The organism is Streptomyces sp. NPDC001348, from assembly GCF_053597535.1.
Window position 1 is genome coordinate 210,550 of the sequence record NZ_JBSFIK010000003.1, and the last position, 25,014, is coordinate 235,563.

General features: G+C 70.9%; 21 protein-coding genes. 2 read left to right on the forward strand and 19 right to left on the reverse strand.

Going from position 1 to position 25,014, the window contains the following annotated elements:
• The 3 genes from ACWC21_RS04510 to ACWC21_RS04520 form a co-directional block, all read right to left on the reverse strand.
• A partial coding sequence (locus tag ACWC21_RS04510) for a pseudouridine synthase (RefSeq protein ID WP_450878047.1) occupies positions 1 to 591 on the reverse strand: 591 nt, incomplete at its 3' end.
• Between the two features lie 82 nt (positions 592 to 673).
• Complete coding sequence (lspA, locus tag ACWC21_RS04515) at positions 674 to 1,261, reverse strand: signal peptidase II (RefSeq protein ID WP_450878049.1); 588 nt, start codon at positions 1,259 to 1,261, stop codon at positions 674 to 676.
• Between the two features lie 70 nt (positions 1,262 to 1,331).
• Positions 1,332 to 2,492, reverse strand: coding sequence for a TraR/DksA C4-type zinc finger protein (locus ACWC21_RS04520; protein ID WP_450878051.1), 1,161 nt, complete (start codon positions 2,490 to 2,492; stop codon positions 1,332 to 1,334).
• A gap of 609 nt (positions 2,493 to 3,101) precedes the next feature.
• Between ACWC21_RS04520 and ileS the strand changes: the two genes are divergently transcribed.
• Entirely contained in the window at positions 3,102 to 6,245 is a 3,144-nt protein-coding gene (gene ileS, locus ACWC21_RS04525; protein WP_450878053.1) for an isoleucine--tRNA ligase, read from the forward strand.
• Positions 6,246 to 6,410: 165 nt separating this feature from the next.
• Here ileS and ACWC21_RS04530 read toward each other — a convergent pair whose 3' ends face one another.
• The 16 genes from ACWC21_RS04530 to rsmH all read right to left on the reverse strand — a co-directional run bounded on the left by ACWC21_RS04530 (position 6,411) and on the right by rsmH (position 24,231).
• On the reverse strand, positions 6,411 to 7,598 hold the full coding sequence (locus ACWC21_RS04530) for a DivIVA domain-containing protein (RefSeq protein WP_450878055.1): 1,188 nt from the start codon (positions 7,596 to 7,598) through the stop codon (positions 6,411 to 6,413).
• Between the two features lie 51 nt (positions 7,599 to 7,649).
• Positions 7,650 to 7,940, reverse strand: coding sequence for a YggT family protein (locus tag ACWC21_RS04535; protein WP_388788601.1), 291 nt, complete (start codon positions 7,938 to 7,940; stop codon positions 7,650 to 7,652).
• Positions 7,941 to 7,990: 50 nt separating this feature from the next.
• Positions 7,991 to 8,623 carry a cell division protein SepF gene (locus ACWC21_RS04540; RefSeq protein WP_388788598.1) on the reverse strand — a complete coding sequence of 211 codons (633 nt, stop codon included), beginning with the start codon at positions 8,621 to 8,623 and terminating at the stop codon, positions 7,991 to 7,993.
• 129 nt (positions 8,624 to 8,752) lie between these two features.
• A complete protein-coding gene (locus ACWC21_RS04545) occupies positions 8,753 to 9,472 on the reverse strand; it encodes a YggS family pyridoxal phosphate-dependent enzyme (RefSeq protein ID WP_450878058.1) in 720 nt (239 codons plus the stop codon).
• A 6-nt stretch (positions 9,473 to 9,478) separates the two neighbouring features.
• Positions 9,479 to 10,207 (reverse strand): peptidoglycan editing factor PgeF, encoded by a 729-nt coding sequence (pgeF, locus tag ACWC21_RS04550; RefSeq protein WP_450878060.1) that lies wholly within the window; start codon positions 10,205 to 10,207, stop codon positions 9,479 to 9,481.
• 10 nt (positions 10,208 to 10,217) lie between these two features.
• A complete protein-coding gene (gene ftsZ, locus ACWC21_RS04555; RefSeq protein ID WP_450878062.1) occupies positions 10,218 to 11,429 on the reverse strand; it encodes a cell division protein FtsZ in 1,212 nt (403 codons plus the stop codon).
• Between the two features lie 286 nt (positions 11,430 to 11,715).
• The gene (locus ACWC21_RS04560; RefSeq protein WP_450878064.1) at positions 11,716 to 12,519 is read right to left on the reverse strand and encodes a cell division protein FtsQ/DivIB; all 804 of its coding nucleotides are present in this window, start codon (positions 12,517 to 12,519) and stop codon (positions 11,716 to 11,718) included.
• Between the two features lie 26 nt (positions 12,520 to 12,545).
• Positions 12,546 to 13,634 (reverse strand): undecaprenyldiphospho-muramoylpentapeptide beta-N-acetylglucosaminyltransferase, encoded by a 1,089-nt coding sequence (gene murG / locus ACWC21_RS04565; protein ID WP_450878066.1) that lies wholly within the window; start codon positions 13,632 to 13,634, stop codon positions 12,546 to 12,548.
• A gap of 6 nt (positions 13,635 to 13,640) precedes the next feature.
• Positions 13,641 to 14,996, reverse strand: coding sequence for a putative lipid II flippase FtsW (gene ftsW / locus ACWC21_RS04570; RefSeq protein ID WP_450878068.1), 1,356 nt, complete (start codon positions 14,994 to 14,996; stop codon positions 13,641 to 13,643).
• Positions 14,997 to 15,082: 86 nt separating this feature from the next.
• A complete protein-coding gene (gene murD / locus ACWC21_RS04575; RefSeq protein WP_450878070.1) occupies positions 15,083 to 16,531 on the reverse strand; it encodes a UDP-N-acetylmuramoyl-L-alanine--D-glutamate ligase in 1,449 nt (482 codons plus the stop codon).
• Complete coding sequence (mraY, locus tag ACWC21_RS04580) at positions 16,513 to 17,586, reverse strand: phospho-N-acetylmuramoyl-pentapeptide-transferase (RefSeq protein ID WP_450878072.1); 1,074 nt, start codon at positions 17,584 to 17,586, stop codon at positions 16,513 to 16,515. The genes murD and mraY overlap by 19 nt, the downstream gene beginning before the upstream one ends.
• Entirely contained in the window at positions 17,583 to 18,998 is a 1,416-nt protein-coding gene (locus ACWC21_RS04585; RefSeq protein ID WP_450878074.1) for a UDP-N-acetylmuramoyl-tripeptide--D-alanyl-D-alanine ligase, read from the reverse strand. The genes mraY and ACWC21_RS04585 overlap by 4 nt, the downstream gene beginning before the upstream one ends.
• A 4-nt stretch (positions 18,999 to 19,002) precedes the next feature.
• Positions 19,003 to 20,523: a UDP-N-acetylmuramoyl-L-alanyl-D-glutamate--2,6-diaminopimelate ligase gene (locus tag ACWC21_RS04590; protein WP_450878076.1), complete on the reverse strand. Its 1,521-nt coding sequence runs from the start codon at positions 20,521 to 20,523 to the stop codon at positions 19,003 to 19,005.
• Between the two features lie 150 nt (positions 20,524 to 20,673).
• Complete coding sequence (locus ACWC21_RS04595; RefSeq protein ID WP_450878078.1) at positions 20,674 to 22,650, reverse strand: peptidoglycan D,D-transpeptidase FtsI family protein; 1,977 nt, start codon at positions 22,648 to 22,650, stop codon at positions 20,674 to 20,676.
• Positions 22,651 to 22,655: 5 nt separating this feature from the next.
• Positions 22,656 to 23,162 carry a septum formation initiator family protein gene (locus tag ACWC21_RS04600; protein WP_450878081.1) on the reverse strand — a complete coding sequence of 169 codons (507 nt, stop codon included), beginning with the start codon at positions 23,160 to 23,162 and terminating at the stop codon, positions 22,656 to 22,658.
• Between the two features lie 64 nt (positions 23,163 to 23,226).
• On the reverse strand, positions 23,227 to 24,231 hold the full coding sequence (gene rsmH, locus ACWC21_RS04605) for a 16S rRNA (cytosine(1402)-N(4))-methyltransferase RsmH (protein ID WP_450878083.1): 1,005 nt from the start codon (positions 24,229 to 24,231) through the stop codon (positions 23,227 to 23,229).
• Between the two features lie 361 nt (positions 24,232 to 24,592).
• On the opposite strand from rsmH, the gene ACWC21_RS04610 reads away from it, so the two are divergent.
• Positions 24,593 to 25,014: beta-class carbonic anhydrase (locus ACWC21_RS04610; protein ID WP_450878085.1), on the forward strand; the 422-nt coding region annotated here is incomplete at its 3' end.

Sequence of the window (25,014 nt, forward strand, 5' to 3'; positions counted from 1 at the left end):
ATGCCGGCCGATGGGGGCGTCGATGGTGCCGCTGGTCGGGTCCGGGTGGCCCTGGACGAGCGTGTGGTAGCGCTTGTCGACCGTGCGCTCCTTGAACTGGCGCTTGAGCGACGTGTACGCGTACTCGGACTTGGCGACCACCATCAGGCCGGACGTGCCCACGTCCAGGCGGTGCACGATGCCCTGGCGCTCCGCGGCGCCGGAGGTGGAGATCCGGTACCCGGCGGCGGCCAGTCCGCCGATGACGGTGGGCCCGGTCCACCCCGGCGACGGGTGCGCGGCCACGCCCACCGGCTTGACGATGACGACCACGTCGTCGTCGTCGTGCACGATCTCCATGCCCTCGACGGGCTCGGCCACCACCTGCACCGGCGCGGGCGCCTGCGGCATCTCGACCTCGAGCCAGGCGCCGCCGTGCACCCGCTCGGACTTGCCGACCACCGCGCCGTCGACCTGGACCTTGCCCGCGGCGGCCAGTTCCGCCGCCTTGGTACGGGAGAAGCCGAACATGCGGGAGATGGCGGCGTCGACGCGCTCGCCCTCCAGGCCGTCGGGTACGGGCAGGGTACGGATCTCGGGAAGCGTGCTCACCCGGACGAGTATGCCGGACGGTTCGGACGGGACCGGAACGAGCCTGTGGACGAGGACTCGGCCCAGGCTCGGGGCCCCGCCCTCAGTCCTTGTGGACCGTGCCGTCCGGGTCCAGGCCCCGGAAGGACAGCAGCACGATCAGGATGCCGCCGCAGACGATCGCCGAGTCGGCCAGGTTGAACACCGCGAAGCCCTTGGGCGCGATGAAGTCGATCACCTCGCCCTGGAAGATGCCGGGCGCGCGGAAGATCCGGTCCGTGAGGTTGCCGAGGGCGCCGCCCAGCAGCAGGCCCAGCGCGATCGCCCAGGGCAGGCTGTAGAGCTTGCGGGCCAGGCGGACGATCACCACGATCACGGCGGCCGCGATGACCGTGAAGATGACCGTGTAGGCCTGTCCGAAGCTGAAGGCCGCACCCGCGTTGCGGATGGCGGTGAACTCGAGCCAGTCGCCGAGCACCCGGACCGACGGGTGGTGCTCCAGCTTCGCGACCACGATCAGCTTGCTGACCAGGTCGAGGGCGTACGCGAAGGCGGCCACCGAGAACAGCACCGCGACCCGGCGCCGGCCCCGGGGCCGCTCGGCCGGGGCCGCCGCGGCCGCCGCGGTCCCGTCGTTCCCCGTTCCAGCAGGGGTGTCCGGCGTACCGATGATGTGCTCCGCCTCTGCCACGTGAGTCCCTCGACTTAGGTACCTGACTTCGGACGAGACTACGGCACGCCCCGGCGGGCCCCGGGAGCGGTCAGTACCGGCGCTCCTGCTTCTGCTTGCACTCCACGCACAGGGTCGCCCTCGGGAAGGCCTGCATACGGGCCTTGCCGATCGGGTTGCCGCAGTTCTCGCACAGACCGTACGTGCCCGCGTCGAGCCGTTCCAGGGCGTGTTCGGTCTGGATGAGCATCTCACGCGCGTTGGCTGCCAGCGCCATCTCGTGCTCCCGGGTGATGTTCTTGGTGCCGGTGTCGGCCTGGTCGTCGCCGGCACCGTCCCCGGAGTCCCGCATGAGCCCCACCAGGGACTGCTCCGAGGCGGTGATCTCGGCGCTGAGCCGTGCCTCCTCGGACTGCAGCTCGGCGCGTGCCTCCTCGACCTCCTCCGAGGTCCAGGGGTCCTCACCGGGGCGCACCGCGAGCTCGCCGGGCTTCACCGCGGCGAGGCGTGCCTTGGGGACGGCCGTCTTCGCCGCCGTGGCCGTGCCAGGAGTCTTCTTCGCAACCACCGTCGTGGCTCCCGTCTGCTTCGCGGCCTGCGCCGCGCCCGCCTTCTTGGCCGAACTTTTCCCGGCCACCGCCTCCTCGGTGCCCGCCTCACTTCCGGCGGCCCGCGCGGCCGCCTCGCCCCCGCCGCTCACTGCTCCGGCGCGGCCGCTCCCGGCGCCGGCTCCCTTGCCGCGCCGACTCTTGCCCGCGGTCCCCGTCACCGCCCTCTCCGCGACAGCCTTCCCCGCGCCGGCACCCTTGACCGCAGCCTTCCCGGCCCCGGTCTCCGCGGCCGTGGTCCCGCCGCCGCCCGCGCCCCCGGCCACCGCCTTGCCGCCGGCGGATCCCTCGGCCGGCGACTTCCTGGCCGCGGGCTTCCTGGTGGCGCCCTTCGTGCTCTGGGCCCCGGTCGTCGCCTTCGTGGCGGCGGTCTTCCCGGCGGACGCCTTCTCGGCGGTCGTCTTCTCGGCGGTCGTCTTCTCGGCCGCCGTCTTCTCGGCCGCCGTCTTCTCGGCGGGGGCCCTCTTGGCGGAGGTCTTCTCGGCCGGGGTCTTCGCACGCGCCGTCTTCGTGGCCGTCTTCGCCGTCTTCGTGGCCGCGGCCGCGGTCTCGCGCACCGCGGTCTTCCGCGCCCCGCCGGCCCCGCGCACGCCTTGCTCGGCGGCCCCTCCGGCGGAGCCCCTCGAGGTCTTCTTCGCCACCATGGACGCGACCCCTTCACATATTGTGATTTCGCTCGCGAATCGTGCTGGGACGATAAATCGACTCGAGTCCCGCGGCAACGGGGCACGCCGCCCGATCCGCCCGCCCCGCGACCCGCGCGCGGCAAGCATGCATGCGTTGTGCCCAGCTCCCCGCCGGGTAATCCGCCGAGCCGGACATCACAGGATCCGAACACGCGTACCTCGCCATTCAGGTCACATTCGGGACATACCACCCCTTCCCCATCGTCCTCCTCCCCGCACCCGAAATCGTTCTGCCGCTGTCGTCGCGGCGCCGTACACTGGGCGGAGCGAAAAGCGTGGATGGGGACGAGTAGCGGCGTACGCAGCCCAGAGCGACCCGGGGACGGTGGAAGCCCGGGGGCGAGCGCGACGTGAAGATCACCCCGGAGCCGCCGGAAGAAAGCCGCAGCACCACCGCGGCCAGTAGAACCGGCTTCGCGACCTCAATGAGGGGGCTCACCGGCGTGCACGGCGCACGGAGGGCCAAGGAGGGTGGTACCGCGGGAGCGCGCCGCACCGGCGCACGTGACACATACGGCTCTCGTCCCTCCGACGGAAGGCAGCACATCCGTTGGAGGAAGCTCGCTGATGACAGCGCCGACGTACCGCCAGGTACCCGCCCAGGTCGACCTGCCCGCACTCGAGCACGCGGTGCTCGACTTCTGGCGCGAGCAGAAGATCTTCGCCAAGAGCCTGGAGCAGTCCGAAGGCCGCCCGGAGTGGGTGTTCTACGAGGGCCCGCCCACCGCGAACGGCATGCCCGGCGCCCACCACATCGAGGCCCGCGTCTTCAAGGACGTCTTCCCGCGCTTCCGCACCATGCGCGGCTACCACGTGGCCCGCAAGGCCGGCTGGGACTGCCACGGCCTCCCGGTGGAGCTGGAGGTCGAGAAGGAGCTCGGCTTCTCCGGCAAGCAGGACATCGAGGCGTACGGCATCGCCGCGTTCAACGCCAAGTGCCGCGAGTCGGTGACCCGGCACACCGACGCCTTCTCCGAGCTGACGACCCGCATGGGGTACTGGACGGACCTGGAGGGCGCCTACCGCACCATGGACCCGGCGTACATCGAGTCGGTCTGGTGGTCGCTCAAGGAGATCTTCGGCAAGGGCCTGCTGGTCCAGGACCACCGCGTCGCCCCCTGGTGCCCCCGCTGCGGCACCGGCCTGTCCGACCACGAGCTCGCGCAGGGCTACGAGACGGTCGTCGACCCCTCCGTGTACGTCCGTTTCCCGCTCACCTCCGGCCCGCTCGCCGGCGAGGCCGCGCTCCTGGTGTGGACGACCACTCCGTGGACGCTGGTCTCCAACACCGCGGTCGCCGCGCACCCGGAGGTCAGGTACGTCGTCGTGACCGACGGCGAGGAGAAGCTCGTCGTCGCCGAGCCGCTCGTCGGCAAGGCGCTCGGCGAGGGCTGGGAGACCACCGGCCAGACCTTCACCGGCGCCGAGATGGAGCGCTGGACGTACCGGCGCCCGTTCGAGCTCGTGGAGTTCCCGGAGCCCGCCCACTACGTGGTGAACGCCGAGTACGTCACCACCGAGGACGGCACGGGCCTCGTCCACCAGTCCCCCGCGTTCGGTGAGGACGACCTCAAGGTCTGCCGCGCGTACGGCCTGCCGGTCGTGAACCCCGTCCGCCCTGACGGCACGTTCGAGGAGGACGTACCGCTGGTGGGCGGCGTCTTCTTCAAGAAGGCGGACGAAAAGCTCACCGAGGACCTCCAGGCGCGCGGTCTGCTCTTCAAGCACGTGGCGTACGAGCACAGCTACCCGCACTGCTGGCGCTGCCACACCGCCCTGCTGTACTACGCGCAGCCCTCCTGGTACATCCGCACCACGGCGATCAAGGACCGCCTGATCCAGGAGAACGAGAAGACCAACTGGCACCCGGAGACGGTCAAGCACGGCCGCTTCGGCGACTGGCTGAACAACAACATCGACTGGGCGCTCTCCCGCAACCGCTACTGGGGCACCCCGCTGCCGATCTGGCGCTGCGAGGAGAACCACCTCACCTGCGTCGGCTCCCGCGCGGAACTCACCGAGCTGACCGGCACCGACCAGTCGGAGCTGGACCCGCACCGCCCGTTCATCGACGAGGTCACCTTCGCCTGCCCGCACGAGGGCTGCGGGAGGACGGCCACGCGCGTGCCGGAGGTGATCGACGCCTGGTACGACTCCGGCTCCATGCCGTTCGCCCAGTGGGGCTACCCGTACCAGAACAAGGAGCTGTTCGAGAGCCGGTACCCGGCCCAGTTCATCTCCGAGGCCATCGACCAGACACGCGGGTGGTTCTACACCCTCATGGCCGTCGGCACCCTGGTCTTCGACAGGTCGTCGTACGAGAACGTCGTCTGCCTGGGCCACATCCTCGCCGAGGACGGCCGCAAAATGTCCAAGCACCTGGGCAACACCCTGCAGCCGATCCCGCTCATGGACCAGCACGGCGCCGACGCGGTGCGCTGGTTCATGGCGGCCGGCGGCTCGCCCTGGGCCGCCCGCCGGGTGGGCCACGGCACCATCCAGGAGGTCGTCCGCAAGACGCTCCTCACGTACTGGAACACGGTCGCCTTCCAGGCCCTGTACGCCCGTACGTCCGGCTGGGCGCCCAGCGGGGCCGACCCGGCCCCGGCCGACCGCCCGGTGCTGGACCGCTGGCTGCTGTCCGAACTGCACGCACTGACCGACCAGGTCACCCAGTCCCTGGAGGCCTACGACACCCAGCGCGCCGGCAAGCTGCTGTCGGCCTTCGTCGACGACCTCTCCAACTGGTACGTCCGCCGCTCCCGGCGCCGCTTCTGGCAGGGCGACAAGGCGGCGCTGCGCACCCTGCACGAGGTCGTGGAGACGGTCACCACGCTGATGGCCCCGCTGACCCCGTTCATCACCGAGCGGGTCTGGCAGGACCTGGTCGTGCCGGTCACCCCCGGCGCCCCGGAGTCCGTCCACCTGGCCTCCTGGCCCGAGGCGGACCTGTCGGCGATCGACCCGGAGCTGTCGAAGCAGATGGTCCTGGTCCGCCGCCTGGTGGAGCTGGGCCGCGCCACCCGCGCGGAGTCGGGCGTGAAGACGCGCCAGCCGCTCAAGCGGGCGCTGGTGGCCGTGGCGGGCTTCGACACCCTCGACACCGAGCTGCACGCGCAGATCACCGAGGAGCTGAACGTCGAGGCGCTGGCGTCGCTGAGCGAGGTCGGCGGCTCGCTGGTCGACACGACGGCCAAGGCCAACTTCCGTGCGCTGGGCAAGCGGTTCGGCAAGCGCGTCCAGGACGTGGCGAAGGCGATCGCCGCGGCCGACGCCGCCGCCCTGTCCCTGGGTCTGCGTGAGGGCACGGCGTCGGTGGAGGTCGAGGGGGAGACGGTCGCCCTCGCCCCCGACGAGGTCATCATCACCGAGACCCCGCGCGAGGGCTGGTCGGTGGCGTCCGACTCCGGTGCCACGGTCGCCCTCGACCTGGAGATCACCGAGGAGCTGCGCCAGGCGGGCCTGGCCCGCGACGCCATCCGGCTGATCCAGGAGGCCCGCAAGAACAGCGGGCTGGACGTGGCCGACCGCATCGCACTGCGCTGGACGTCCACGGACCCGGCGGTCATCGCCGCGCTCGCCGAGCACGCCGGACTCATCGCCGACGAGGTCCTCGCCACCGACTTCGCCCAGGGCGAGGCCGATGACAGCTACGGCGAACCCTTCACCGACGAAGGCCTGAGCCTGACGTTCCGCCTGCGCAAGGCGTAGCCGGCAGGCAAGCCGAAGGCCCGGCCCCCGGTGGGGCCGGGCCTTCGGTATGAAGAGCCCACCGGCGTCAACACGCGTAAAAGGGGCGGGGCCCCGGACCGAAGTCCGGGGCCCCGCCCGTGAACGCTGCCGACGCCTACGGCGTACTACTGACCGTGCCGGCCGTCAGTTGTCGTCCTCATCGATCAGGAACCCGCGCATCGGCGAGGGAGCCTGGCCCATCGGCGACGGCCCCTGCGGACGGACCGGCGCCATCGGCTGGGTCATCGCCGGGGTCATCTGCTGCTGGCCGCCGTAGGACGGGGCAGCGGGGCTCGGCGCACCGCCCATGGACTGGTTGCCGCCGTAGGACGGGGCGCTCGCGCCTGCCGGTGCCATGGAGGGCGCCGGGGACGGCGGGAGGGAGGCCGTGGCCGGGGTGCGCGGCGGGGCCAGGGAGTCGTCGGCCTGGGTCTCCAGCTGACGCAGCTGGGACTCGAGGTATGACTTCAGGCGCGTGCGGTACTCGCGCTCGAAGCCACGCAGGTCCTCGACCTTGCGCTCCAGCGTGGCGCGCGCGGACTCCAGGGAGCCCATGGCCACGCGGTGCTTCTCCTGCGCGTCCCGCTCGAGCGCGTCGGCCTTGGCGCGGGCGTCACGCTCGAGACCCTCGGCGCGGCTGCGGGCCTCGCCGACGATCTTGTTGGCCTCGGAGCGGGCCTCGGCGATCGCCTGGTCGGCGGTCTGCTGGGCCAGCGAGAGGACTCGGGCGGCGCTGTCGCCACCGGGGCCCTGACCGGGGCCGCCCATCGGACCGCCCATGGGGCCGCCCATCGGACCGCCCATCTGCTGCTGCATGGGGGGCTGACCACCCATCGGGCCCTGGCCCATCGGACCCTGACCCATCGGGCCGGGACCCTGCGGACCGCCCTGACCGCCGGGACCGGCGGGCAGCTGCGGGGCACCGCTCGGCAGCTGGGGCGGGCCACCCATGGGGCCACCCATCTGCTGCTGCGGCGGGCCCGATATCCCGGCGGGCACCGGAGCGCCGGGACCTCGCATGCCCTGCTGCGGCATGCCTCCCTGCTGCATACCGCCCTGCTGCGGCATGCCTCCCTGCTGCATACCGCCCTGCTGCATACCGCCCTGCTGCTGGTCCTGCTCGGGGGGCTTGCGCATGTTCTGCTGGTTCTGCGCGGCCGCGCGCGTGGCCGCGGCCAGCTTGGCCCGCAGGTCCTCGTTCTCGCGGAGCAGACGGGTCAGTTCGGCTTCGACCTCGTCGAGGAAGGCATCGACCTCGTCCTCGTCATAGCCTTCTCGGAGGCGGACGGTCGTGAACTGCTTGTTCCGCACGTCCTCGGGGGTCAACGGCATCTCTTCACCTCAACGTAGTCATCGGCAGTCGGCAAGACCTTTCGTCCACGTTCACCCCACCAGGTTTCCCACGATGTTGATGAGGACGTAGACGATGATCATCAGTACGAAGAAGGACAGGTCGAGCGCCACGCCCCCGAGACGCAGCGGCGGAATGAACCGCCGCAGAAGCTTCAACGGTGGATCGGTGACAGTGTAGGTGGCCTCCAGTACGACCACCATCGCCTTGCCGGGTTGCCACGAGCGGGCGAACTGGAAGACGTAGTCCATGACCAGCCGGAAGATGAGCACGATGAGGAACACCATCAGCGCGATGTAGATCACCTGCGCGAACACGCTCATGGCCTGTGCTTCCCTCTCCCCTGCTCCGTGCTTCGTTCCGCTGGTACTTCTCAGCTCTGGTTGAAGAACCCGCCCTCTGCGATGCGGGCCTTGTCCTCCGCCGTGACATCGACGTTAGCAGGAGACAACAGGAACACCTTCTGCGTCACCCGCTCGATGCTGCCGTGAAGACCAAACACCAAACCGGCCGCAAAGTCGACAAGTCGCTTCGCGTCTGTGTCATCCATCTCAGTCAGATTCATGATCACCGGGGTGCCCTCACGGAAGTGTTCCCCGATGGTACGGGCCTCGTTGTAGGTCCGGGGGTGAAGCGTGGTGATCCGGTAAGGCTCTCGTTCCGACACGACCTTGGGCATGATCACCGGTGCGTTCTTCTCCAGGGATTGACGTTCTTGTGTGATGGACGCCACGGGCGCGATCCGCGCCGGGCGGCTCGATTCCGCGGGGAGCGAAGCGGCATGGGAAACCGGGTCGCGCTGCGCGGGAGGCTGCACGACTCGCACCGATTCGTCCCTTTGGGACTGATGCGACTGGTGCGACGGCTCGTGCCGTCGGTGGTCCCGCTCCGGCTCCGGGTCCAGTTCGGGCTCGAAGTCGTCGTCGGGGTCGAAACCGCGGCCGTCGTACCCATCGTCCTCCACGAGGCCGAGGTAGACCGCCATCTTGCGCATCGCGCCGGCCATGCTCTGAGTCCTCCGCTCTGTGGTGGATCGGCTGACGACTGCCAAGTGCCTGCGATCCACGAGGTCGTTCTGCCCGCCTTCCGGCGACATTGACCATATTTTCTGCTGTGGTCCGACTTCTTGGCGACGTTACCCGAGCCTGGGGCGGACTCCGAGTACCGCGGTGCCGATGCGCACATGTGTCGCTCCGGCCGCCACGGCGTCCTCGAGGTCCGCACTCATCCCTGCGGACACCATGTTCGCAGCAGGATGGGCTCGGCGCAGGTCGGTCGACAAATCCATCAACCGCTCGAAAGCGGCCCGTTGGCGCCCGGCGTACTCCCCGGTGAGCGGCGCTACGGTCATGAGCCCGTCGAGCCGCAGCCCCGGGGCGCCGGCGACCAGGCCGGCCAACTCCTCGATGCCGCCGGGCGCCACGCCGCCGCGTTCACCCCGCCCGCCCTCCCCCGCGTCGAGCGCGACCTGGATCAGGCAGCCCACCTCGCGCCCGGCCCGGACGGCCTCCCTCGACAGGGCCGTGACGAGCTTGGGACGGTCCACGGACTGAACGACATCGGCGTAACCGACCACGGAGCGCACCTTGTTGGTCTGCAACTGGCCGACAAAATGCCAGGAAAGGGGCAGATCCGAGCAAGCGGCGGCCTTGGGGGCCGCGTCCTGGTCGCGGTTCTCGGCGACGTGGCGCACACCGAGCCCCGAGAGGATCCGCACATCGCTCGCCGGATAGGTCTTGGTGACCACGATCAGGGTCACCTCCTCCCGCTCCCGCCCGGCGGCCGAGCAGGCCGCGGCGATGCGCTCCTCCACCTTCGCCAGGTTTCCGGCGATTTCATCCTTACGGTCCGGCATGCCGCATCAGTCCAGCCACACATAGCCCGCGAGCCGCCCGGTGGCGCGGTCGCGGCGGTACGAGAAGTGATCGCCCGATTCCAGCGTGCACACCGGCGACTGCTCCCGGTCGCACACCCCGAGGCGCTCGAGCTGCGCGTGCACTCCGGCGCTCACGTCGACCGCCGGGGTGCCCCAACTCGTCTCCGCGTGCGCCGCCGGCTCGACCGCGGCCACCTCGGCGCGCATCGCCTCCGGCACCTCGTAGCACCGGCCGCAGACCGCCGGTCCGGTGCGGGCGACGATCCGGCCCGGGTCGGCACCGAGTTCGACCATGGCCCGTACGGCGGCGGGAACCACCCCGGCGACCATGCCGGGGCGCCCGGCGTGGGCGGCGGCGGCGATCCGGGCGACCGGGTCGGCGAGCAGCACCGGCGTGCAGTCGGCGGTGAGCACCGCGAGGGCGAGTCCGGGCCGGGCCGTGACGATCGCGTCGACCTCCGGCACCGGCCCCTCGCTCCAGGGCGCCTCGACCACGGCCACGTCCGCCCCGTGCACCTGGTTCATCCAGACCACGTGCGCCGGGTCGAGCCCGAGGGACTTCGCTGCCAGCTCGCGGTTGGTCCGTACGGCGTCGGAGTCGTCGCCGACCGCGCCGCCCAGGTTGAGCTCCTCGTACGGAACGGCGCTCACCCCGCCCCACCGGTCGGTGAAGGCGAAGTGCGCGCCGCTGACGATCTCGTGCTGTCCTATCACGGCAGGAGCATCACTTGAGGAAGTCCGGTACGTCCAGCTCCTCGGCGGCGCTGTCCGAGTAGGTCCGCGGGGCCGGCGGGACCGGCGGGGCGACCGGGATCTCGGCCACCGGCTCGGGGGCGGCCACGGGCTCCGGCTCCTCCTTGGGCGTGACGCTGCCGAGCGAGCCGAAGGACGGGCGGCTCTCGGGCTGCCGCACCGGAGCCGGCTCGTCGCGCCGCGCGGAGGACGACGACGACGTCGAGCCGATCACGTTGTCCCGGCGGGCCGGGGGCTGGCCCCCGTCGAAGCCGGCCGCGATCACCGTGACCCGGACCTCGTCGCCGAGGGCGTCGTCGATCACGGCGCCGAAGATGATGTTGGCCTCGGGGTGGGCGGCCTCGCTGACCAGCTGGGCGGCCTCGTTGATCTCGAACAGGCCGAGGTCGGAGCCGCCGGAGATGGAGAGCAGGACACCCCGGGCGCCGTCGATGGAGGCCTCGAGCAGCGGCGAGGAGATCGCCATCTCGGCGGCGGCCACCGCACGGTCGTCGCCGCGGGCCGAGCCGATGCCCATGAGGGCCGAACCCGCCTCGGACATGACCGACTTGACGTCGGCGAAGTCGAGGTTGATCAGGCCGGGGGTGGTGATGAGGTCGGTGATGCCCTGCACACCGGACAGCAGCACCTGGTCCGCGGACTTGAACGCGTCGAGCACGCTGACCTGGCGGTCCGAGATGGACAGCAGCCGGTCGTTGGGGATGACGATGAGGGTGTCGACCTCTTCGCGGAGTTCGGCGATGCCGTCCTCGGCCTGGTTGGCGCGGCGCCGTCCCTCGAAGGTGAAGGGACGGGTGACCACACCGATGGTGAGGGCACCCAGGGAGCGCGCGATGTTGGCCACGACGGGTGCGCCGCCGGTGCCGGTGCCGCCGCCTTCACCGGCCGTCACGAAGACCATGTCGGCCCCCTTGAGGACCTCCTCGATCTCCTCGCGGTGATCCTCGGCGGCCTTGCGGCCGACGGCCGGGTTGGCTCCGGCGCCGAGTCCGCGGGTGAGTTCGCGGCCGACGTCGAGCTTGACGTCGGCGTCGCTCATCAACAGCGCCTGTGCGTCGGTGTTGATGGCGATGAACTCGACGCCCTTGAGACCGACCTCGATCATCCGGTTGATGGCATTGACACCACCGCCGCCGACACCGATGACTTTGATGACTGCGAGGTAGTTCTGCGGTGCTGCCACGTCGAAGGCCTCTCGCCTCGAGTTACGTGTCGCCGGGCCGTCGAAGCAGTGCGCTTCGAGATCCGACGACGGATGCCGAATGGGACGGTCCTGAACGCCGACCCGAACCCTAACCCTGAAGTTTAGGGTTACCAGTGTGTCTGTTCCTTGAAGTCTTCTGAACAGGACACTAAGTCGACAAGTGGCGCACGTTCAACGAACACGCCGAACCTCCCGTTTTTCTTTTCACCCTATGTGATCAGGCATAGCAGTGCCCAACCAGGGTGCTGGCCTGCGCGGATGTGCGTCAACTCGCCGATGACGCGGGGGCGGTGGGGACACTGACGTCGAAGTGCCCTGCACGGGGAGCGGCTTTCATGAGAGCGTTGAGCGTACGGGCCTTGGCACGGCCGTTCTCGCCGCTGCCCCACTCGACGGTGCGCCCGCCGCTCAGCTCCAGCGAGATGTCGTCGTAGGAACGCACCTTGACGGCCCGTGTCTCCCGCGCAACGTTGGCCGGAATGTCACCCGCCACGTCCACCGCCTCCCGCACCAGACGGTCCTCGCCGAAGCGGCGCAGGCTCGCGGTGGCCGAACCGGACCGGGGCGGGTCCAGTTCCAGAGCGGGAACACCTTTCGGCGCCTGCGAAACGGTGGCGAAGCGGACACCTTCCTTGTCCACTTCGACGAACCGCCCACCCTTCCCGATGAGGAGCACCGGGACACGCTCGGTTACTTTCAGCCCGATTCCGTGCGGCCAGGAACGGACGACCTCGACCTCGTCGATCCGGGGCAGCTTCCGGCGCAGCCGTGCGGCGATGGCGTCGGTGTCGACGGAGATCAGCGGCTTGCCGACCGGCACCCGGGCGGCCTCCTGGACCTGTGCGGGCGTCAGAACCACGGTTCCCTGGACCGAGACGTGGTCCACCCGCAGCCACTTGGAGCCGTACAGCGCCCAGACCACTCCGGCGACGAGAAGCACGAACGCGGCAGCCAGTACGACAATCCCACGAAGGCGGGGCAGGTGGAACTTCCCCAACCGCCTTCCGGGCGGGGGGCCGGACGACTCCTGCTGGCGATCACCGCGCTCTGCGGTCGTCGGTCCGGCCACACTCACTGCCCTCCGTGCATATCGTCCTATCGGCGCGAGGCGATCGCCTCGTACACCATGCCGACGAGCAGGTCGTCGGCGTCCCGGCGGCCGAACTCGCTGGCGGCGCGGGACATCTCGTACAGCCGGTGCGGGTCGGCGAGCACGGGCAGGACGTTCTGCTGCACCCACTCGGGCGTGAGTTCCGCGTCGTCGACCAGGAGGCCACCGCCGGCCTTGACCACCGGCTGGGCGTTCAGCCGCTGTTCGCCGTTGCCGATGGGCAGCGGAACGTAGGCGGCCGGGAGCCCGACGGCGGAGAGTTCGGCGACGGTCATCGCACCCGCACGGCAGAGCATCATGTCGGCCGCGGCGTACGCGAGGTCCATCCGGTCCAGGTAACTTACCGGGATGTAGGGCGGCATTCCCGGCATCTGGTGCACCTGCGGCAGTTCGTTCTTCGGCCCCACCGCGTGCAGGATCTGGATGCCGGCCTGCTGCAGCCAGGGGGCGACCTGCTGGACCACCTCGTTGAGACGGCGTGCGCCCTGCGAGCCGCCGGTGACGAGCAGCGTCGGCAGGTTCGGGTCGAGCCCGAACATCGCGCGCGCCTCGGGGCGGGCGGCGGCGCGGTCCAGGGTGGCGATGGAGCGGCGCAGCGGGATGCCGATGTAGCGGGCGTCGCGCAGCTTGCTGTCGGGCGTGGAGACGGCGACCCGGGCGGCGTAGCGGGAGCCGATCTTGTTGGCCAGGCCGGGGCGGGCGTTCGCCTCGTGGATCACGATGGGCACGCCGAGACGCTTGGCGGCGAGGTAGCCGGGCAGGGCGACGTAGCCGCCGAAGCCGACCACCGCGTCCGCCTTGGTGCGCTCCAGGACCTGTTCGGCGGCCTTGATCGTGCCGCGCAGCCGCCCCGGGACGGTGATCAGCTCGGGGGTGGGCTTACGGGGCAGCGGCACCGCCGGGATCAGCGCGAGTTCGTAGCCGCGCTCCGGGACGAGCCGGGTCTCCAGGCCGCGCTCCGTGCCAAGGGCCGTGATCCCCACGGTCGGGTCCTGCCTGCGCAGGGCGTCCGCGAGGGCGAGCGCGGGCTCGATGTGGCCGGCGGTCCCCCCACCGGCGAGTACGACATGCACCGAAATTCACCGCTCTCCGGACGAGCGCGCCGCCGAGGCACGCCGTCGCATCGTGTTCCATCTCCGGGGTCCCCGAGGACCCCCGGCCCCCCGCTTTCTACCAAAGCGGGGTTGCCGCATCGCAAGCGCCGCCCGCGCAGCGGGCTCGTCGCGCGCGAAGGCGATCAGCAGCCCGATGGCGAACATGGTCGGCAGCAGGGCCGACCCTCCGTAGGAGAACAGCGGGAGGGGGACGCCGGCGATCGGCAGCAGGCCGAGCACCGCACCGATGTTGATCACTGCCTGGGCGGTGATCCAGGTGGTCACGCCTCCCGCGGCGTACCTCACGAAGGGGTCCTCCGTGCGTCCGGCCACGCGGATACCCGCATAGCCTAGAGCCGCGAAGAGGGCGAGCACCGACAGCGTCCCCGCCAGGCCCAGTTCCTCACCGGTGACGGCGAAGATGAAGTCGGTGTGGGCTTCGGGGAGTTGACCCCATTTTTCCACACTCGCGCCCAGCCCGGAGCCGAAGAGCCCGCCGGAGGCCAGGGCGTAGATCCCGTGCACGGCCTGCCAGCAGTCGGCCACCCCCGAGCGGGGTTCGGTGGCGCCGATGCAGGCCAGGCGGGCCATACGGTTGGGGCTGGTCTTGATCAGGAGCACACCGATCGCGCCGGCGACCGACAGCACACCGACGAACAGCCGGGTCGGCGCCCCCGCCAGCCACAGCAGCCCGAAGAGGATCGCGGTGAGGATGATCGCGGTGCCCATGTCACCGCCGAGCATGATCAGCCCGAGCAGCAGGAAGGAGACCGGCACCAGCGGCACCAGCATGTGCTTCCACTGGGTCAGCAGTTTCCGGTCGTGCTTGCGCGCGATCAGGTCGGCGCCCCAGAGCACCAGCGCCAGCTTGCCGAACTCGCTGGGCTGGATCTGGAAGGAGCCGCCGAGAGAGATCCAGTTCTGGTTGCCGTTGACCGCCATCCCTATCCCGGGCACCTGCACCAGGGCCATCAGGAAGACGGCGCCGGCGAGGATCGGGTACGCCAGCGCCCGGTGCAGCTTCACCGGCATCCGGGAGGCGGCGAACATCAGCACGCCGCCGATGGCCGCGGCGAGGAACTGCTTGCGGAAGAAGTACGACCCCGGCAGCGACAGCTGCAGCGCGGTGATCTGCGAGGCCGAGTAGACCATCACCAGGCCGAGCACGGTGATCAGCACACTGCCGCCGAGGATCAGGTAGTAGGCGGTCAGCGGCCGGTCCCAGGCCTTCCGCGCGCGCGTGACGAACCGCCGTACGGGATTGTCGCGGGGCGGCCGGGGGGCCGCGGGCCGCCGCACGGCCCGCTGGACCGGAGGCCGGCCCGTACGGCTACCGGACATCACCGGATCCTCCCGACCTTCAGCCACATCCGAGTCACGCGTCCCTCCAAGGGTCCCTAAGCACCCGCGGGAGACGGGGCCCGTCGTCAGGCGCCCGCGCCGAGTTCGCGAACCGCCTCCGCGAACGCGTCACCGCGCTGGTTGTAGTTGGTGAACATGTCCATGGAGGCGCAGGCCGGCGCGAGCAGCACCGTGTCGCCGGCGACCGCCAGCCGCTTGGCTTCCGTCACCGCCTGGAGCATCGCCCCAGTGTCGGTCCGTTCGAGGTCGACGACGGGTACTTCCGGCGCGTGTCGCGCCAGGGCGTCGCGGATCAGGGCACGGTCGGCTCCGATGAGGACCGCGGCGCGGAGCCGCTTCGCCGACTTGGCGACCAGTTCGTCGAAGGTGGCGCCCTTCGCCAGGCCGCCCGCGATCCACACGATCGACTCGTACGCCGCCAACGAGGCCTCCGCGGCGTGGGTGTTGGTGGCCTTCGAGTCGTCGACGTACGTCACGCCCTCCAGCTCCGCCACCTTCGCGATGCGGTGCGCGTCCGGGGTGAAGGCCCGCAGGCCGTCCCGTACGGCCTGCGGAGGCACCCCGAAGGCGCGCGCGAGGGCCGCGGCGGCAAGGGCGTTGGCGATGTTGTGCGGGGCCGGCGGGTCGATGTCGGAGACCTCGGCGAGCTCCTGGGCGTTCTTCTGCCGGTTCTCGACGAAGGCACGGTCGACCAGGATGCCGTCCACCACACCGAGTTGGGAGGGCCCGGGGGTGCCGAGGGTGAAGCCGATGGCCCGGCAGCCCTCCTCCACGTCCGCCTCGCGCACCAGGTCCTCGGTGCGCTTGTCGGCGACGTTGTAGACGCAGGCGACCCGGTTGCCCTCGTAGATGCGGCCCTTGTCGGCGGCGTAGGCCTCCATGGAGCCGTGCCAGTCGAGGTGGTCGGGGGCGAGGTTGAGCACCGCGGCGGAATGCGCGCGCAGGGAGGGCGCCCAGTGCAGCTGGTAGCTGGACAGCTCCACGGCGAGGACGTCGTACTCCTGGTCCCCGAGCACGGCGTCCAGCAGCGAGACGCCGATGTTGCCGACGGCCGCGGTGCGCAGTCCCGCCGCCTCGAGGATGGAGGCGAGCATCTGGACGGTGGTGGTCTTGCCGTTGGTGCCCGTGACGGCCAGCCAGGGCGCTGCGCCGGGGCCGCGCAGCCGCCAGGCGAGTTCGACGTCGCCCCAGACCGGGACGCCCGCCTCGGCGGCCGCCGTGAACAGCGGCTTGTCCGGCTTCCAGCCGGGTGCGGTGACGATGAGTTCGGTGCCCTCCGGCAGGGAGTCGCCGTCGCCGAGACGCACGGTGACGCCGAGTGCCTCCAGTTGGGCCGCCTGGGTCCGCGCGCGGTCGTCGTCGCCGTCGTTGACGACGGTGACCCGCGCGCCGAGGCCGTGCAGCACCTTGGCCGCCGGGACGCCGGAGACACCGAGCCCGGCGACGGTGACGTGCTTGCCCTGGAACTCCGAAGATCCTTCAGGCACCGAGGAGGTCACTTGTCTGCTGCCCATCCCGCGTAGAAGAGGCCAAGTCCGACAATCACACAGATGCCCTGGATGATCCAGAAGCGGACCACCACCAGGACTTCGGACCAGCCCTTGAGTTCGAAGTGGTGCTGGAGCGGCGCCATCCGGAAGACGCGCTTGCCGGTGAGCCGGAAGGAGCCGACCTGGATGACGACCGACATGGTGATGAGGACGAACAGCCCGCCCATGATGGCCACCAGCAGCTCCGTACGGGAGAGGATGGCCAGACCCGTGAGGACGCCGCCCAGGGCGAGCGAACCGGTGTCACCCATGAAGATCTTGGCGGGCGAGGTGTTCCACCACAGGAAGCCGAGGCAGGCGCCCATCAGCGCGGAGGCGACGACGGCCAGGTCGAGCGGGTCGCGCACCTCGTAGCAGGCGTGCGGGTTGGTCAGCGTCTGCGCGTTGGCGCAGGACTCCTGGAACTGCCAGACGCCGATGAACGTGTAGGCACCGAAGACGAGCACGGAGGCACCGGTGGCCAGACCGTCCAGGCCGTCCGTCAGGTTCACGCCGTTCGACATCGCGAGGATCATGAACAGCGCCCAGACCACGAACAGCACCGGACCGATCGACCAGCCGAAGTCCGTGATGAACGACAGCTTCGTGGACGCCGGGGTGTTGCCGCGCGAGTCGGAGAACATCAGCGACAGCACCGCGAAGGCGATGCCGACGATCAGCTGGCCCGCCATCTTCGCCTTGGCCCGCAGACCCAGCGAACGCCGCTTGACGATCTTGATGTAGTCGTCCAGGAAGCCGACCAGGCCCATGCCCGCCATCAGACCGAGGACCAGCAGCCCGGAGTACGTCACCGGCTTGCCGCTGATCACCTTGCTGAGGAAGTAGGCGGCGATGGTGGCCAGGATGAACGCGATACCGCCCATGGTCGGCGTACCGCGCTTGCTGGCGTGCTCACGCGGCCCGTCGTCACGGATGTACTGGCCGTACCCCTTGCGTGCGAGGAGCTTGATCAGCAGCGGGGTGCCGACCAGCGTCAGGAACAGACCAATGACTCCCGAGAACAGGATCTGGTTCATCATCGGGCGGCAACCTCACCCTCGGCACCGCTCTCGACGAGCGCCTGGGCAACGCTCTCCAGCCCCACCGAACGGGACGCCTTCACGAGCACCACGTCCCCCGGGCGCAACTCGCTGCGCAACAGGTCGACCGCCGCCTGTGCGTCGGACACGTGCACCGACTCCTCACCCCACGAACCCTCGTTATATGCGCCCAGTTGCAGCCAGGAGGCTTCGATCCCCCCGACCGCGACGAGCTTGCTGACGTTGAGCCGGACGGCCAGCCGCCCGACCGCGTCGTGCTCGGCGAGCGCCTCGTCCCCGAGCTCGGCCATCTTGCCGAGCACCGCCCAGGTCCGCCGCCCCTGGCCCATGGCCGCGAGCGCGCGAAGAGCGGCCCGCATGGACTCGGGGTTGGCGTTGTAGGCGTCGTTGACGATGGTCACGCCGTCCGGGCGCTCGGTGACCTCCATGCGCCAGCGGGAGAGGGAGCCCGCCTCGGAGAGCGCGGTGGCGATCTCTTCCGCGGACATGCCCAGCTCATGGGCGACGGCGGCCGCGGCGAGCGCGTTCGACACGTGGTGCTCACCGTACAGGCGCATGGTCACATCGCTTGCACCGGAGGGTGTGTGAAGCCTGAACGAGGGCTGTCCGCTGTCCGTGAGTCGCACGTTCTCGGCGCGTACGTCCGCTTCGGCCGACTCTCCGAAAAGGATCACCTTCGCCTGGGTACGGGAGGCCATGGCCCGGACCAGGGGGTCGTCGGCGTTGAGGATCGCGGCCCCGCCGTCCCGGGCCGGGGGCAGGGCCTCCACGAGTTCGCCCTTCGCCTGCGCGATCTGCTCGCGGCCGCCGAACTCGCCGATGTGGGCGGAACCGACGTTGAGCACGAGCCCCACCTTCGGCGGGGTCAGCTCGGTGAGGTAGCGGATGTGGCCGATGCCGCGGGCGCCCATCTCCAGCACCAGGAACCGCGTCTCCTCGGTGGCGGACAGAGCGGTCAGCGGCAGCCCGATCTCGTTGTTCAGCGAACCGGGCGTGAACACGGTCGGCGCCTTGCGCCCGAGCACCTGGGCGATGAGGTCCTTGGTGCTGGTCTTGCCCGCGGAGCCGGTGAGCGCGACGAGGGTCGCACCGAGCCGGCGTACGACGTGCCGGGCGAGGGCGCCGAGGGCGCTCTGGACGTCCTCGACGACGATCGCGGGCACGCCGACGGGACGCGACGCCAGCACGGCGACCGCGCCGGCCGCCACGACCTGCGCGGCGAAGTCGTGACCGTCGACGCGCTCGCCGACGAAGGCGACGAACAGGCTGCCCGGAACCGCCTCCCGGGAGTCCCGGACCACGGGCCCGGTGACCTGGACGGACGGATCCGGTATGTCGTGCGTCTGCCCGCCGACGACTGCTGCGATCTCGGCGAGGGAGAGGGCGATCACAAGTTCATCCCTGGGTCTTCTGGATAGCTTCGCGGAGCACCTGGCGGTCGTCGAACGGACGGATCACACCGGCGATGTCCTGGCCCTGCTCATGGCCCTTGCCCGCGACCAGCACGGTGTCCCCGGGGTGCGCCCGGCCGACCGCGGCGGCGATCGCGGCGGCCCGCTCCTCGAAGAGGAGCACCTCGCCGCGCTGGTGCGCGGGCACGGACGCCGCGCCCTGGAGCATGGTGGCCAGGATCGCCAGGGGGTCCTCGGAGCGGGGGTTGTCGGAGGTCAGTACGGCCGTGTCGGCGAGCCGGGCGACGGCGGCGCCCATCGGTGCCCGCTTGGTGGTGTCGCGGTCACCGCCGCAGCCGAGGACGACGTGCAGACGGCCCTTGGTGACCTTGCGCAGGGCCTTCAGCACCGACTCGACGGCGTCGGTCTTGTGGGCGTAGTCGACGACCGCGAGGTAGGGCTGTCCGGCGTCCACCCGCTCCAGACGGCCCGGTACACCCGGTACCGCGGCGACGCCGTCGGCCGCGGCCTGCGGGTCGAGACCGGCGGCGGCCAGGGCGACGATGGCGGCGAGGGTGTTCGCCACGTTGAAGGGGCCCGGCAGCGGCGACTTGGCGGCGATCCGCTCGCCCCGCGGACCGAGCACGGTGAACGTCGAGTCCAGCGGGCCGACGTGGACGTCCTCGGCACGCCAGTCGGCGTCGGGGTGCCCCTCGGCGGAGAAGGTGACCACCGGGACGGTGGCCTCCCGGGCGAGCCGGCGGCCGTACTCGTCGTCGGTGTTGACCACGCCGAGTCTGCTGCGTCGCGGCGTGAAGAGCTGGGCCTTCGCCTGGAAGTAGTCCTCCATGCCGGAGTGGAACTCCATGTGCTCCGGGCTGAGGTTGGTGAAGACGGCGATGTCGAACACGCAGCCGTCCACCCGGCCGAGCACCAGTGCGTGGCTGGACACCTCCATGGCGACGGCCTCGACCCCGCGCTCACGCATGACGGCGAACAGTGCCTGCAGGTCGGTCGCTTCGGGCGTGGTGCGCTCGGACTTGATGCGTTCGTCGCCGATCCGCATCTCGACCGTGCCGATCAGGCCGGTGGACCTGGCCGTCTTCAGACCGCCCTCGACGAGGTAGGCGGTGGTGGTCTTGCCGGAGGTGCCGGTGATGCCGATCTGGAGGAGGTCGCGGCCGGGGTGGCCGTAGATGGTGGCCGCCAGCTCCCCCATGCACCCGCGGGGGTCGTCCACGACGAGGACCGGCAGACCGGTCGCGGCGGCGCGCTCGGCGCCGGCCGGGTCGGTCAGCACGGCGGCGGCGCCGAGGCCGGCGGCCTGGGTGACGAAGTCGGCGCCGTGCACCCGCTCACCGGGGCGGGCGGCGTACAGGTCGCCGGGGCGGACGGCGCGCGAGTCATGGGTGATGCCGGTGACCCGCGCGTCGCCCTCCGGTCGTTCGACACCCAGCTGATCGGCGAGTTCCGCGAGGGGTGTGGCGGAGACCCGCGCCGGTCGCGGCGGTCCCGGATATGTCACGGAAGCGCCCTTCTGGGTGGTTTGGGACTGATCAGCGTGTGGCACGGCGGTGAGCGTACCGGGCGCACCCGCCCGGGAGCGAAGCGAGGGGCCGGAGGTATCGGGGTTCCCGGGGTCGGGAGTGATCGTTGTCACGGGGATCGTTCCTGGTCAGGGCTTGAAGTCGACGGGCAGGTTCGCGGGCTTGGCACCGGTCGGCGGCACCTGGAGGGTCTTCAGCGCGAACTCCATGACCTGCTTGTAGATCGGACCGCAGATCTGACCGCCGAAGTAGCTGCCCTTCGTGGCGTTCTGGATCGCGCAGTAGACCGTGATGCGCGGGTTGTCCGCGGGTGCGAACCCGGCGAACGACGAGGTGTAGCCGCGGTACTTGCCGGTGGCCGGATCCACACGGTTGGCCGTGCCGGTCTTGCCGGCCACCCGGTACCCCGGGATGCGGGCCTTGATGCCGGTGCCCTGCTCGTCGTCCACGACCGACTCCAGCATCCGGGAGAGGGTCTTGGCCGTCTTCTCGCTGACCACCCGGGTCTTCTTGGGCTTCGGCGCGGGGGCGAAGCGGCCGTCGGCGCCCTTCTCGCCCCGCACCAGGGTCGGCTGGACCCGGACGCCGCCGTTGGCGATGGTCGAGTACACGGAGGCGGCCTGCATGGCGCTGAGGGAGAAGCCCTGGCCGAAAGGGATCGTGTACTGCTGCGACGTCGACCACTTGCCGGCGGGTGCGAGGATGCCGCTGGTCTCGCCGGGGAAGCCGAGCCCGGTCGGACTGCCGATGCCGAACCTGCGCAGGTAGGAGTAGAGGACCTTGTTGGCCTGCGGCTGGGTCCTGCCGAGCTGGCCGGTGGCCAGGATGGTGCCGATGTTGCTGGACTTGGCCAGTACGCCGTTGAGCGTGAGGTACCAGGTCGCGTGGTCGACGTCGTCCGAGAAGAGCCGGTCGCCGCGGTGCAGCCGGTTGGGCACGACGACATGGGTGAGCGGGGTGGCGGCGTTCTCCTGCAGCACGGCGGCCATGGACATGATCTTGGCGGTGGAGCCCGGCTCGTAGGCGTCCTGGACGGCGGCGTTGCCCATGGCGGCGCCGTCGGCCTCGGCCAGGTCGTTGGGGTCGAAGCCGGGCGAGTTGGCCATGGCCAGGATCTCGCCGGTACGGGTGTCCTGGACGATCACGTAGCCGCGGTCCGCCCCGGACTTCTTCACCTGGTCGGTGATGGCGTTCTGGGCGGCCCACTGGATGTCGCGGTCGATGGTGAGCTCGACGTCGGCACCGGGCACCGCGGGGGTCTCGGTGGAGCCCGCCGTGGGCACCTGGCGGCCGCCGGACTGGGCGTAGCGGACCTTGCCGTCCCTGCCGGTCAGCTGCTTGTTCAGCTGCTGCTCGATACCGCCGCCGCCCTTGCCGTCGGCGTTGACCCAGCCCAGTATCCCGGCGGCGAGGTCGCCGTTGGGGTACACGCGCTTGCTGCTGGGGTCGGCGAAGACGCCGGCGAGGACGTTCACGGTGGAGTGGTCCGTGGCCGCCTTCTCGGTGAGCGCGGACCTGAGGTCCTTGATCTGGTTCCAGACCTGCGGCGTCTGGCGGCTCGCCAGCTTCACGTAGCGCAGGTTCTTGTTCGCGGGCCGCAGCTTGCGCACCAGGTCGGCCTGGTCCTGTCCGAGGATCGGGGCGAGCAGGGCGGCCGCCTGTTCGGGGCCGTCGCCGATCTTCAGCTGCTTGCGGTTGAACATCGTGGGGTCGGCCGTGATGTCGTACGCGTCCTCGCTCATCGCCAGGGCCACACCGTTGCGGTCGGTGATCCCACCGCGCTCGGCGGCCAGGGTGTGGACGACATAGCGGTTCTGCTCGGCCTTGGCGGCGTACGCGCTCGCGTCGACGGCCTGGACCTGGAGCAGGCGGACCACGAAGGCGATCAGCACCAGGGTCAGCGCGAGGCTCACCATGCGCAGGCGGGGGCGCGGGCTGCCGAGCCGGATGGTGCGGGGCGCCGACGGACGCGGCCGGCCGGCCGCGCTCGGGCGGCGAGCCGGCCGGGGACCGGGCCCCGGACGTCCGGCACCGCCCCCCTTGCGCGGCGCGGGCGGCTTGGCCGGGCCGGGCACACGGCGGCGCGGTGCTTCCCTGTCGGACACTTCCGTCACCTGCCGGGGGTCGTGGTCGTGGCGGCCTGGGGGGCGGCGGGCACCGAGGTGGTGGGCCGGGCCGGTGCCGGGACGGGGGTCGTCGGGCCGGAGGCGACGGACGCCGTCAGCGGGACGGCGGGCCCGGCCGGCTCGTCGGCGGAGGCCGGGCTGGGGACGCCCTTGACGGTGCCGTCGGGGTCGAGGAACGCCGGGTCGCCGCCGGGCACCATGCCGAGTGCGCGGGCGCGTCGCTGGAGGGCGTCGGGGGCGGAGTAGGCGTCGATGTCCCGCTGGAGGGCCTGTTGCTGGTCGGTGAGGTTCTTGGTCTGCTTCTGCAGGTCGTCGAGTTTGAACGACCCCTCGCTCAGTGCGGAGTTCAGAACGAGCAGGCCGATGAGACCACCGCCGAGGAGCAGGACGACGAGGAGCACGAACGGGGTGCGCGCCGCCTGCCCCGGACCGGCCGGGAAGAGCCGTGCCAGCCGGGCCGCCCGCCCCCTCAGTTCGGGTTTCCTGCTCACTTGCCCTCCGGTGCGTACGGGGAGCCGACCGACCGCGCCCGGGAAACCGACCGACCCGGCTCGCTCACTCGACGTCCTCCCTGATGCGCTGGGCGCCGCGCAACCGTGCCGGAGCGGCCCGGCGGTTCTCGGCGACCTCTTCCTCGGTGGGAAGTTCGGCACCGCGCGTGAGCAGCTTGAGCCGTGGCTGGTAACGCTCGGGGACGACCGGCAGGCCGGGCGGCGCGGTGGTGGCGGCACCGGCCGCGAACACCTGCTTGACCAGGCGGTCCTCCAGCGAGTGGTACGACAGGACGGCGATCCGCCCGTCCACGGCGAGGGCCTTCACCGCGGCCGGGATCGCCCGTTCCAGAACCGCGAGTTCACCGTTGACCTCGATGCGCAGTGCCTGGAAGGTGCGCTTGGCGGGGTTGCCGCCGGTGCGCTTGGCGGCCTGCGGCAGCGCGTCCCGGATCAGCTCGACGAGCCGCGCACTGGTGCTGAACGGCTCCTTCTCCCGCTCGCGGACGACGGCGGCGACGATCCGCTTGGCCTGCTTCTCCTCGCCGTACGCGCGCAGGATCCGCACGAGTTCGCCGGCCGGGTAGGTGTTGAGGACCTCGGCGGCGCTCATGCCGGTCGTCTGGTCCATGCGCATGTCCAGCGGCGCGTCCTGGGCGTAGGCGAAGCCGCGGTCGGCCTCGTCGAGTTGCATGGAGGAGACACCGAGGTCGAACAGCACGCCCTGCACGCGTGGGACGCCGAGCCGGTCGAGCACGTCGGGCAGCTCGTCGTACACGGCGTGGACGAGGGTGGCCCGCTCCCCGTACGGCGCCAGCCGTTCCCCGGACAGGCGCAGGGCCTCCTTGTCCCGGTCGAGGGCGACGAGCCGGGCCTCGGGGAACCGGGTCAGCAGCGCCTCGCTGTGGCCACCGAGCCCGAGGGTGCAGTCGACGACCACCGCCCCCGGTCGCTCGAGGGCGGGCGCGAGCAGGTCCAGGCACCGCTGGAGCATCACGGGAACGTGCCGGCCCTGGCTCTCCCGTCGCCCGCCACCACCCTCCTGCGGAAGCGCTTCGCGCCCATTCATTCCGGGTGCCTCTCATGTGCGGCGCGGCTCGTACGCACCGTCGGGTCCCCGCCCGCTCGAGAAGGGGAGGCCTGCCGGCGCCGGAGGCGTCAGCCGGCCGGGAGCGGGAGGAGGCCGGGCCGTGCGTACGCGCCGCGCGGGAAGATCAGTCCAGCAGGGAGAGCGTCGCCTCCCGCTTCGCGTCACTTTAGTCCACCGTGTCTCGCGGTCAATCAACCGGCCTGCGCGTCGCGTATCGCGCGCCGGGTGGGGGCACAATTCGCGGGGAATCACCCTTCCGCGCAAGTTTGCCCTCCGTGTGGGTTAGTTCACAACAAGCCACGATGACTCACCCGAGCGGCGGACTTGTAACGTCATGGCTATGACGACCTCCTCGACAGCCCCCACCGGATCCGAAGGCGCCATAGCGAACGGCGGCAAGGTCACCGACCGCCTCGTCGAGGCGAACGAGCGCTACGCCTCCGCGTTCACCGACCCCGGCATGGACGCCCGCCCCGTCCTGCGGGTCGCCGTGGTGGCCTGCATGGACGCCCGCCTCGACCTCCATGCCGCGCTGGGCCTGGCACTGGGCGACTGCCACACCATCCGCAACGCCGGCGGCGTGGTCACCGACGACGTGATCCGCTCCCTCACCATCAGCCAGCGCAAGCTGGGCACGCGCAGCATCGTCCTCATCCACCACACCGGATGCGGCATGGAGTCCCTCACCGAGGACTTCCGGGGCGAGCTGGAGATGGAGGTCGGTCAGCGACCGGCGTGGGCGGTCGAGTCGTTCCATGAACG

Excerpts from the sequence above, each read along its gene's own strand:
- ileS (WP_450878053.1), top strand. The coding sequence starts at position 3,102 with ATGACAGCGCCGACGTACCGCCAGGTACCCGCCCAGGTCGACCTGCCC.
- ACWC21_RS04545 (WP_450878058.1), bottom strand. The coding sequence starts at position 9,472 with ATGCCGGACCGTAAGGATGAAATCGCCGGAAACCTGGCGAAGGTGGAG.
- mraY (WP_450878072.1), bottom strand. The coding sequence starts at position 17,586 with ATGATGAACCAGATCCTGTTCTCGGGAGTCATTGGTCTGTTCCTGACG.
- ACWC21_RS04530 (WP_450878055.1), bottom strand. The coding sequence starts at position 7,598 with ATGCCGTTGACCCCCGAGGACGTGCGGAACAAGCAGTTCACGACCGTC.
- ACWC21_RS04540 (WP_388788598.1), bottom strand. The coding sequence starts at position 8,623 with ATGGCCGGCGCGATGCGCAAGATGGCGGTCTACCTCGGCCTCGTGGAG.
- murD (WP_450878070.1), bottom strand. The coding sequence starts at position 16,531 with ATGGGCAGCAGACAAGTGACCTCCTCGGTGCCTGAAGGATCTTCGGAG.
- ftsW (WP_450878068.1), bottom strand. The coding sequence starts at position 14,996 with ATGTCCGGTAGCCGTACGGGCCGGCCTCCGGTCCAGCGGGCCGTGCGG.
- rsmH (WP_450878083.1), bottom strand. The coding sequence starts at position 24,231 with ATGAATGGGCGCGAAGCGCTTCCGCAGGAGGGTGGTGGCGGGCGACGG.
- ACWC21_RS04520 (WP_450878051.1), bottom strand. The coding sequence starts at position 2,492 with ATGGTGGCGAAGAAGACCTCGAGGGGCTCCGCCGGAGGGGCCGCCGAG.
- ACWC21_RS04535 (WP_388788601.1), bottom strand. The coding sequence starts at position 7,940 with ATGAGCGTGTTCGCGCAGGTGATCTACATCGCGCTGATGGTGTTCCTC.